This is a genomic window from Nesterenkonia sp. DZ6, from assembly GCF_022565835.1.
GTDB lineage: Bacteria > Actinomycetota > Actinomycetes > Actinomycetales > Micrococcaceae > Nesterenkonia.
In genome coordinates, this window is sequence record NZ_JAJOYW010000007.1 from 42,183 (window position 1) to 51,657 (window position 9,475).

The following is a 9,475-nucleotide window of genomic DNA, read 5'->3' on the forward strand; positions in this document are numbered from 1 at the left end:
CGTGTCGTTCTCGGTGCCGGACCCCATTGATTCCAGCCAGGCGGCCACCGGGTCTCGACCATCGGGGCGGGAGCCGACGGAGGCTGGGGAGTCCGCGGAGGCTGCGGAGTCGGGTGAGGCTGGGGACTGCGGCGAAGCCGGGGACCCGGGCGAAGCAGGCGAGTCTGGGGACTGGGGCGAGTTCGGGGAGCTCGGCGAGCCGGGAGACCCTGCCGAGGCAGCCGAATCAGCGGAGCCTGCCGAACCTGCAGACTCCGCGGTCGACGCCGATGCCGCCGAGCTCGCGGTGGCGCGGGCGGCGTCGTCGGAGGTGTCACGGCGCTGATGCTCCGTCACAGGTTCTGCCGGCCCATTCTCGGACGACAGGTCCCACTCCTCAGCGGCTGGTTCTTTGCTCACAGACGACCTTCCACAATCCCCACCGGGGTGGGCTCACGCCCACTCCGGCACCCCCGTCTCCGTCAGGAATGACGAGGATCGCCGATAATTACATGCATTGAAGTCTAATGATCCCGACGGCACAACCTGCAATCGGTCTCAGCCTGACCTTGAAGCCGCTGGCCCGTCCCGGATCAGGAGACGAAGTTGATCAGCGAGCCGATCAGGAACGCCGAGATCGCCAGTCCGGCGAGCAGGAATTCGAGCAGGATCCCAAGTCCGACGGCGCGCAGCGCGTGCAGGCTCGCTGTCCCGGCGGCGAGCCAATCGCGCTCTCGACGGACGAACTCCGCGCCGAAGAGCCCCGCGGCGAAACCGATGAAGAGCCCCAGCGGCGGGAATACGATCAGCCCGACGAGCGCCGTGACGACGGCGATCATGATCGGTCCGCGCGGGATCTGTTGCCGGTGCAGCGATCGACCGGTGAGCAACGTGGAGCTTCCCCAGCCGATCACGGCCAGAACGACGCCGATGATCGCCGTGGTCCAGACGACCGGTCCGCCGAGCAGCAGCGCCCAGACGATCAGGGTGATGATGATCAGCAGCGAGCCGGGCAGGATCGGGAGCACGACGCCGAGCGCGCCGACGACCAGCAGCAGCCCGGCGATGACGGTGGTGATCGCCTCAGCGGCGGAGGAGTCGAGCATGAGTCTTCCGACTCACTCCCATTCGATGGTGCCTGGCGGTTTGGAGGTGACGTCCAGGGTGACCCGGTTGACCTCTTCGACCTCGTTGGTGATCCGGTTGGAGATCTTGGCGAGCAGCTCATAGGGCAGCCGGGACCAGTCGGCGGTCATCGCGTCCTCGGAGGAGACCGGGCGCAGCACGATCGGGTGACCGTAGGTGCGGCCGTCGCCCTGGACGCCGACCGAGCGGACGTCGGCGAGCAGCACGACCGGCATCTGCCAGACCTCCTGGTCCAGCCCCGAGGCGGTGAGCTCCTCGCGGGCGATGGCGTCGGCCTTGCGCAGGATCCGCAGCCGGTCCTCGGAGACCGAGCCGATGATCCGGATGCCCAGGCCGGGGCCCGGGAAGGGCTGGCGCTGGACGATCTCGGCGGGCAGGCCGAGCTCGGCCCCGACGGCGCGGACCTCGTCCTTGAACAGCGCGCGCAGCGGCTCGACGAGCTTGAAGACCATGTCCTCGGGCAGGCCGCCGACGTTGTGATGGGACTTGATGTTCGCCGCGCCCTCACCGCCGCCGGATTCCACCACATCGGGGTAGAGGGTGCCCTGGACCAGGAACTCGACCTTGGCACCGTCAGCGGCCGCCTCGGCGAGCACGGCCTTCTCGGCGCCCTCGAAGGCCCGGATGAACTCGCGGCCGATGATCTTGCGCTTGGTCTCTGGGTCGGTGATGCCCTCGAGCGCGGCGAGGAAGCGTTCGCGCTCGTCGGCCACATAGAGCCTGGCGCCGGTGGCCGCGACGAAATCGCGCTCCACCTGTTCGGCCTCACCTTCGCGCAGCAGCCCGTGGTCGACGAACACGCAGGTCAGCTGGTCTCCGATGGCCTTCTGCACGAGGGCGGCGGCCACAGCGGAGTCCACACCGCCGGAGAGTCCGCAGATCACACGGGAGTCTCCGACCTGGGCGCGGATCGCGGTGACCTGTTCTTCGACGATGTTGCCGGTGGTCCACTCCGGGGTCAGGCCGGCCCCGATGTAGAGGAAGTTCTCGATGACCTGCTGGCCCTGGGGCGAGTGGCGCACCTCGGGGTGCCACTGCACGCCGTAGAGCCTGCGCTGCTCATCGGCGAAGGCTGCGACGGGGGCGCCTTCTGAGGAGGCGAGGACTTCGAAGCCCTCGGGGGCCTTCTGCACGGAGTCGCTGTGCGACATCCAGGTGGACTGGACCGCGTCGGTGCCGGTGAGCAGCGAGTGCGGGGCGTTGACGCTGCGCACCGCGGTCTTGCCGTATTCGCGGTCGCCGGTGCGGGCCACCTCGCCGCCGAGGCTGTGCGCCATGGCCTGGAAGCCGTAGCAGATGCCCATCACCGGGATGCCGGCCTCGAACAGCTCGGTCTCCACCTCTGGGGCACCCTCGGCGTAGACCGAGGAGGGTCCGCCCGAGAGGATCACAGCGGAGGGGTTGCGCGAGATGATCTCGGCAGCGGCGAGGGTGTGCGGGACGACCTCGGAGTAGACCCGGGCCTCGCGGACGCGGCGGGCGATGAGCTGGGCGTACTGCGCGCCGTAGTCCACCACCAGCACGGTCTGGGCCGCGGAGTTGGAACGCTCCACGGCGGGGACAGCAGAGTCTGCGGAATCGGGCTGAGAAGTCACCGCTCCATCCTAGCGGTCCGGGTGTTGTCGCCTGTCCCCGGGCCCTCCACCCACCTCCCTGGGACGCAGCCGGGCGGGATATCGAGTCGTCCGGCGCTCATGACGCCCGTTCGTGCCCCAGCGATGGGAGCCCCGCCAAAGATTCTGGCGCGCCGCACCAGGTCTGCGCTGACAATGAGCAGATAGGTCTGCCGCGCGCCTGCAATGGGTGAGCGCCCCCACTTGCTCATCGAAGAGCTCCTTGTCCTGGATGAGGGCGCTCACCACTTCACTCTGCGCGCGGGCTATTTCTGATTGGCTGCGCGGGGCGCACCGATCCCTGGATCGATCTGCACGGGACCCGACGCGGAGGGGCGAACGTCAAAGTCGAAGATCGCGGTCGGCAGGTAGACCGTGGAACACGAGTTCGGAATGTCTACGACGCCCGACAACCGCCCTTCGATCGGCGCTGCGCCGAGCAGCAGATACGCCTGTTCGGGGCTGTAGCCGAACTTCGTGAGGTAGTCGATGGCATGCAGGCATGCCCGCTGATATGACAGATGGGAGTCAAGGTATCGCTGCTCGCCATCGAGAGTCACCGAGGTACCTGAGAACGCGAGCCACTCGCTGTACTGCGGATCGACGTTGCCCGGCATGAAGATCGCGTTCTCCGAGACGCCGTAGGTCTCCATGCCACCCTTGATGACATCGACCCGGAGATCGATGAACCCGCCCATCTCAATGGCACCGCAGAACGTGATCTCGCCGTCTCCCTGTGAGAAGTGCAGGTCGCCGAGAGAGAGGTTGGCGCCGTCGACGAACACGGGATAGAAGACACGACTCCCCTTGGTGAAGTTCTTGATGTCCTGGTTTCCCCCGTTCTCGCGCGGCGGAGCAGTGCGGGCCGCCTCGGATCCGACTCTGTTCCATTCCGCCTGATCAAGCCCCCCGAGCACGGCATGCTCCGACTCAGGAGGGAGCGCGAGCGGAGGCACACGGTCTGGATCCGTCGCGATCAGGGCACCCTCACGGGCATTCCATTTCGCCAGCAGCTCCGCCGAGGGCGCGGTACCCATAAGGCCCGGATGGACGATGCCGGTGAAAGAGACTCCAGGTACATGGCGTGAGGTGGCAGTCTGCCCCGAGAAATCCCACACCGCCTTGTAGGCGTCTGGGAACTGCTCGGTGAGGAAACCACCACCATTGTTCCTCGAGAAGATGCCTGTATATCCCCAGCCCTGTCCGGCGAGCGGGCCGTCGTCTTCCTGTGGAATAGGGCCGACGTCCAGAATGTCCACGATGAGCAGGTCTCCGGGTTTGACCCCCTCCACGTGGAACGGGCCGCTCAACGCGTGGACCGTGAGCAACGGCGCATTGAGGATGTCCTCTGCGGAATCATTGTTCTCGATGGCCCCGTCGAACCATTCTCGGCAGTCGACGCGGAAACTTTCTCCCGGCTTCACGGTCGCTACGGATGGAATCTCAGGATGCCAGCGATTGTGTCCCAGCTTTTCCTGGTCACCGAACTTTTTCGAGGAATCTAACTTGAATATTGTCTTCGGCATTTTGGTTTCTCCTTATGAATTCAACATCGCCTGTGGTCATGTCAAATATCTGGCAGGAAAACCTCCGTTCAGGTCCGCGGGAGAGTCGCGTGAAGAGGATTAGTGGTAATCGGAGTCGACCGCCCTGCCTGGTGCGGCAACTTGGAGACAACGTCGGGCTCGTGAGCGCTTCGCAGGGAACTCTCCACGGCTCGGAACGCCGCAGTACCTGCTCGAGACAGGTTCACTGAGGTGATAATCCGCACCGCTGATGCATCGCATTGCTGGCACGCCCGCTTTCGCGGCACTTCATCCATTGTGTAGGAGGCATCGAAACTGCAACCTTCATCGCACCGGAAGCTGTAGAGCGGCATATGACCTCACCATCCTGTTGATATCGGACACCCAAGCGGAACCTTTCGACTCTCAGGCCGACGCATTCAACGGGTCTTTGTCGCGAGAGACGCTCACCCTGTTTGGAGCTCCGAGAAGCCAGGCCAGGAGAAACAGCCCCACTGCAAGCGCCGCCCCGATCAGCGCTGCTCCATCTCCGGTCGGGTAGTTCTGGGTGAGCAGCAGGAACGAGGTGACGGCTCCGGTGAAGATCCCGAGGAACAGCGTGAACCAGCCAGTACGCCGCTGGATGCTGACCTTGCCGAGTCCCAGCAGCACGAAGAACATGAACCAGAGCACTGCCCAGGAGAACCAGATGACACCGAACAATGGGTCGTCTACCAGCGTGAAATTCAGCGTTCCGTAGACAACGGCGCAGGCCGCAACAAAGAGAGAAAACCAACCCAGACCCTCACCTGGAGCATCGGTCAGGACATTCCATGCGACATACAGGTAAGTGAAGCCGAAGAGAAAGAGTCCTGACGCACCGAGTATGATCTCGGGATCACCTTCAGACTGGGCAAGAATAATGGTCGGGAAAACCACCTGCATGGCTCCGACGAACAAGTTCATTGCGGCGGCGGCTTTACCGGGAACCACATCCAACAACATCAAGCCATTGATGATCAGAACCGCACCAACATAGAGCAAACCCACACTACCCATGACCGCCTCCTTGCGATGCCGAGTAAAGGTCGCGAAGAATATCAGTCTCTCCCCTGAGTGAGCAAATGTCCAGGACTTTTCAGGCCCAGACGGAAATCGAGGGTCAGCGATGTGCGGACGCATGCTCTGATTGCCGCCGTCTCGACCTGGTGTCTCGGTGTGGACCAAGCGGACCCCGCCCTGCCGGGCGTCGGTGATCAACGTCCGGGGGCTGGTCGGGACCAGGACGACTACGAGGGCTTGCCTGCCCTGCGCCCGGTGTAGGTTATCGACCATGTATTCAGGGGGCGACCAGCAGCGGGACAAGGTGCGACGAATCGACGTCCAGCGGCGCACGCTCACCGTCGTCGTCTTCAGCCAGATCCTCGGCGGCGCCGGCCTGGCCGCCGGGGTCACCGTGGGCGCCCTGTTGGCCCAGGAGATGCTCGACTCTGCGAGTCTGGCCGGGCTGCCCATCGCCCTGTTCACGCTGGGCTCCGCGCTGGCGGCGTTCTCCGTGGGGCGGGTCAGTCAGCGCTGGGGCCGCAGGGTCGGACTGGGCATCGGCTTCACCGCCGGCGGGCTCGGAGCGATCGGGGTGGTGGCTGCCGCGGTGGAGGATCATGTCCCGCTGCTCTTCTTCGCGCTGTTCATCTACGGCGCCGGGACCGCGACGAACCTGCAGGCCCGCTACGCCGGGACAGACCTCGCACCTGAATCACGCCGCGGCACCGCGATCAGCATCGCGATGGTCTCCACAACCCTCGGTGCGGTGGCCGGACCGAACCTGGTGGAACCACTCGGGGATCTGGCGAGGAGCCTAGGAATCCCACCACTGGCGGGCCCCTTCCTCCTCGCCGCAGCGGCATACCTCGCCGCCGGAGCGATCCTGTTCATCTTTCTGCGGCCGGATCCGTTCTTGCTGGCGCGTGAACTTGCGGAGATCGAAGCGGCCGACGCCGCCGCAGAGCAGTCCGCAGAGCAGTCCGCGGAGCAGGCCGCCGCAGAACCTGCCGCCGCCACAGGGCCCTCCCCTGCCCCGAAGCCTGAGACCGGGGCGTATATCGGCGCCACGGTGATGGTGCTCACCCAGGTCGCGATGGTCGCGATCATGACCATGACCCCGATCCATATGCTCACCCATGGCCACGGTCTGAGCTCGGTGGGGCTGGTGATCGGGCTGCATGTGGGCGCCATGTGGCTGCCCTCGCTCGTCACCGGGATCCTGGTGGACCGTTTCGGTCGGATCCCGATGAGCGTCGTGGCGGCGGTGATCCTGCTCAGCGCAGGCCTGGTGGGGGCGGTCGCCCCCGGGGATTCGCTGGAGCTGCTGGTTCTGGCGCTGATCCTGCTGGGGGTGGGCTGGAACGTGGGTCTGATCGCGGGCACGGCGCTGGTCGTGGATGCGACCATCCCGGAGAATCGCCCGCGCACCCAGGGCGGCATAGATGTGCTGATCGCCCTCGCCGGAGCCGGCGGCGGGGCGATGTCGGGGATGGTGATGTCCGCGACGAGCTTCGAGCATCTCTCGCTCGGCGGCGGCCTGCTCGCACTGCTGCTGATCCCGGTGCTCTTCTGGGCCCGCCGGACGCGCGCCCGGCCGATACCAGCTCACCGCTAGATCCGGTGCCGAGAGCCACCTCGTGCCAGCGGCCCGAGACCGCGCTCAGTAGCGGCGCACGGCCTCCGGGTTGGACTCCATGTCCACCCTGACCTCGCGGGCGATCTTGCGCTCCACCACGAAGCTCAGGAACGGCACGACGCCGCCCAGCACGATGGTGACCAGCCGGCCGACCTTCCAGTTCATCAGGTACCAGAGCCGGAATCCCGCGATGATGTAGATGACGTAGATCCAACCGTGGATCACTGCGATCCAGTAGGAGATTCCGGTGCCGTCCATCACCGAGTCCTTCGGGTGGAAGCCCAACGTGTTCTCCGCCCCTTCGGCGGTGGTGCCGCCGGCGTAGAGCTCGTAGCCGAATCCGTAGTCCATGATCATCTTGGCGACCAGGATCAGCAGCATGATGCCGGTGATGAAGGCGAAGACCTTGTAGAAGGTCAGCGAACCCTGGATCTGCGCGGCGGTGCCGCCGAAACGGCGCTGCTTGGGCCGCGGCGGCGCCGGAGGGATGTCATCGGCGATCTGGGGATCGGTCACGGGGGAATCGCCCGTACGGGAATCACTCATGAGTCTCTAGTCTTTCGCTTGGGTCTGCTGCCGCAGGGCGAGCTGCTCGGCGCGCCACTGCTCCTGCCATTCGCGGTCCAGCCGCTCTTCCTCCAGCTGCTTCTCGTGGGCGTCCTTGACCAGCCGCCACCAGAGATAGAAGGCGAACCCGGCGAAGACCGTCCATTCCACCCCGTAGAAGAGGTTCAGCCAGTTGATGTCCGACGTCTCGGGCTGCGGGTCGACCTGCACCGGTTCCATGCCGGAGGACGACGACGCCGCACCCACCTCCGCGCCGCTGGCGTCTGAGCTCTCGAAGGCTACGACGAAGCCGGAGTAGCCCGGCTCGTCCCACACGTTGATGAGCTCTGCCGGGGAGAGGGTGGGGAAGATCTGCGTCCCATCGGCGGACATCCCGCGCTGACCCGGTCCGGGAGCCTCGGGAGGAAGAAGCCGCCCTTGGATCTCGAGCGGCTCGCCGGAGGGAAGCTCATCGGCGTCAGCCGGATCCGTGACCCAGCCGCGCACCACCGGGATGATGTTGTCATCCGGCGCATCGTCGGGTCGGAAGGCCGCGACCACCCAATAACCGGATGTTCCGTTCTGCAGGCGTTCATCGATGATCACCTGGGTGTCTTCGAGGAACTCACCGCTGACGTCCACGATCCGGTCGGCTTCGGCCACCGTCATCGGCTGCTGCGGCTGGTGGGCCTCGGTGAGCGGGACCGGGGTCTCGGTGACCTCTTCGGTCGGGGGCGGTTCAGAGCTCGATTCGCTGAACTGCCAGGCGCTCAGCACCACGAAGACTGTGGCCAGGACCAGCGCCAGGGCGAGGGTCCCGATCCATTTGGGCTGCAGAGCGGTCTTGAGCACTTATCAAGGATACGCGCCATGCGGGGGCTGGGGGCGCCGTCGTCGTGATGTTTCTACAATCAGTAGAAAAACGCCGGATAAGTATGAATATTCAACCCGATTTATATCTCTGCGCCCAGTGGTGTCATGATGGCAACATGATGCGCCTCGATCACGTCTCGTATGCAGTCGGTCCCGATGGAATGAAAGCCACGGTGGAACGAATCACCGATGCGCTGGGCGTGGAACGCGTCCGCGGCGGCATTCACCCACGTTTCGGCACTCGCAATGCGATCATTCCGCTGGAGAACCGGCAGTACCTCGAGATCGTCGAGGTGCTGGACCACCCCAGCGCCGACAAGGCCCCCTTCGGCCAGGCCGTGCGCAACCGTTCCCTGGTGGGCGGCGGCTGGATGGGCTGGTGCGTGAGCGTCGATGACCTCTCCCCCTTCGAGGAGCGGCTGGGACGCAAGGCCGTCCCGGGCAACCGCAAGTTCCCCGACGGTCAGGAGCTGACGTGGCAGCAGATCGGGATCAAGGGACTCATCGCAGATCCTCAGGTGCCCTACCTGCTGCGCTGGAACGAAGGCACCTACGGACTGCACCCCTCCCAGGCCTATCCGCCTGAGGCGGCGCTGACGAAGCTGAGCATCGCAGGCTCCCCAGACCGGGTCACCCAGTGGCTGGCCTGCCCGAACGTAGACCCCTTCGAGGACGTGGACGTGGAGTGGATCGCACCCTCCGGAACGCCGGGCATCATGTCGGTGACCTTCCGCAGCCCCAAGGGCGACGTCACCATCTGAGCCGCCTCCGGCGGGTCCGTATACTCCCTCTCACCACATGCGAAGGCGGGGCCCACCATCGGTGGAGCCCCGCCTTCGCATGTGAGCGTCCGATCACTCGGTCTTCAGCTCGACCATACGGAGACCCTCGGGGATCTCGGTCTCAGCTGCCGCGGACCTCCTCTGCCGAGGACCTGGCCGAATCCGTGACGGTGCTCTTCTGCTCCTGACCCTCAGACCTCACGTTCTGAGCGCTCTCCGCCGCAGAATCACGAACCCGCTGCACAGATTCCTGCGCAGGCTCCTTGAGCTCCTCAGCCATCGACTGGACCTGACCCTTCGCGTCATCGACCAGCGGCTGAGCCTGATCCTCAAGCTTCGCCGCCGCCTTCT

General features: G+C 65.4%; 10 protein-coding genes and 1 pseudogene. 3 read left to right on the forward strand and 8 right to left on the reverse strand.

The genetic code is table 11. The features are described from left to right. The first annotated feature begins 1 nt into the window (after nt 1). Nucleotides 2-325, forward strand: a complete 324-nt coding sequence (locus tag LTH93_RS13060) for a hypothetical protein (RefSeq protein WP_241471218.1) — start codon at nt 2-4, stop codon at nt 323-325. Between the two features lie 247 nt (nt 326-572). On the opposite strand, the gene LTH93_RS13065 is transcribed toward LTH93_RS13060, so the two are convergent. The 5 genes from LTH93_RS13065 to LTH93_RS13085 form a co-directional block, all read right to left on the reverse strand. Further along, nucleotides 573-1,085, reverse strand: coding sequence for a DUF456 domain-containing protein (locus LTH93_RS13065; RefSeq protein ID WP_241471219.1), 513 nt, complete (start codon nt 1,083-1,085; stop codon nt 573-575). 12 nt (nt 1,086-1,097) lie between these two features. Continuing rightward, nucleotides 1,098-2,648 carry a glutamine-hydrolyzing GMP synthase gene (guaA, locus tag LTH93_RS13070; RefSeq protein WP_241471224.1) on the reverse strand — a complete coding sequence of 517 codons (1,551 nt, stop codon included), beginning with the start codon at nt 2,646-2,648 and terminating at the stop codon, nt 1,098-1,100. A 356-nt stretch (nt 2,649-3,004) separates the two neighbouring features. Further along, nucleotides 3,005-4,264, reverse strand: coding sequence for a formamidase (fmdA, locus tag LTH93_RS13075; RefSeq protein ID WP_241466067.1), 1,260 nt, complete (start codon nt 4,262-4,264; stop codon nt 3,005-3,007). A gap of 68 nt (nt 4,265-4,332) precedes the next feature. Then, entirely contained in the window at nt 4,333-4,617 is a 285-nt protein-coding gene (locus tag LTH93_RS13080) for an FmdB family zinc ribbon protein (RefSeq protein WP_255727631.1), read from the reverse strand. Nucleotides 4,618-4,669: 52 nt separating this feature from the next. Then, nucleotides 4,670-5,302, reverse strand: a complete 633-nt coding sequence (locus tag LTH93_RS13085) for an AmiS/UreI family transporter (RefSeq protein WP_241471220.1) — start codon at nt 5,300-5,302, stop codon at nt 4,670-4,672. Between the two features lie 274 nt (nt 5,303-5,576). Here LTH93_RS13085 and LTH93_RS13090 point away from each other — a divergent pair, with 274 nt between their 5' ends. Further along, nucleotides 5,577-6,902, forward strand: a complete 1,326-nt coding sequence (locus LTH93_RS13090; RefSeq protein ID WP_241471221.1) for an MFS transporter — start codon at nt 5,577-5,579, stop codon at nt 6,900-6,902. 45 nt (nt 6,903-6,947) lie between these two features. Here the strand turns inward: LTH93_RS13090 and LTH93_RS13095 are convergent, their stop codons facing one another. Together LTH93_RS13095 and LTH93_RS13100 are read right to left on the reverse strand one after the other, a co-directional pair. Beyond that, on the reverse strand, nt 6,948-7,469 hold the full coding sequence (locus LTH93_RS13095; protein WP_241471222.1) for a DUF3817 domain-containing protein: 522 nt from the start codon (nt 7,467-7,469) through the stop codon (nt 6,948-6,950). Between the two features lie 6 nt (nt 7,470-7,475). Beyond that, a complete protein-coding gene (locus LTH93_RS13100) occupies nt 7,476-8,321 on the reverse strand; it encodes an SURF1 family protein (protein ID WP_241471223.1) in 846 nt (281 codons plus the stop codon). Between the two features lie 137 nt (nt 8,322-8,458). Between LTH93_RS13100 and LTH93_RS13105 the strand changes: the two genes are divergently transcribed. Then, entirely contained in the window at nt 8,459-9,103 is a 645-nt protein-coding gene (locus LTH93_RS13105; protein ID WP_241466057.1) for a VOC family protein, read from the forward strand. 142 nt (nt 9,104-9,245) lie between these two features. On the opposite strand, the pseudogene LTH93_RS13110 reads toward LTH93_RS13105, so the two are convergent. Then, nucleotides 9,246-9,475, reverse strand: a pseudogene (locus LTH93_RS13110) (DUF3618 domain-containing protein); the annotation flags it as partial.

Bases quoted from the DNA above. Each gene is read 5' to 3' on its own strand.
- LTH93_RS13065 (WP_241471219.1), bottom strand. From the start codon at position 1,085: ATGCTCGACTCCTCCGCCGCTGAGGCGATCACCACCGTCATCGCCGGG.
- LTH93_RS13080 (WP_255727631.1), bottom strand. From the start codon at position 4,617: ATGCCGCTCTACAGCTTCCGGTGCGATGAAGGTTGCAGTTTCGATGCC.
- LTH93_RS13085 (WP_241471220.1), bottom strand. From the start codon at position 5,302: ATGGGTAGTGTGGGTTTGCTCTATGTTGGTGCGGTTCTGATCATCAAT.
- LTH93_RS13095 (WP_241471222.1), bottom strand. From the start codon at position 7,469: ATGAGTGATTCCCGTACGGGCGATTCCCCCGTGACCGATCCCCAGATC.
- LTH93_RS13105 (WP_241466057.1), top strand. From the start codon at position 8,459: ATGATGCGCCTCGATCACGTCTCGTATGCAGTCGGTCCCGATGGAATG.
- LTH93_RS13090 (WP_241471221.1), top strand. From the start codon at position 5,577: ATGTATTCAGGGGGCGACCAGCAGCGGGACAAGGTGCGACGAATCGAC.
- fmdA (WP_241466067.1), bottom strand. From the start codon at position 4,264: ATGCCGAAGACAATATTCAAGTTAGATTCCTCGAAAAAGTTCGGTGAC.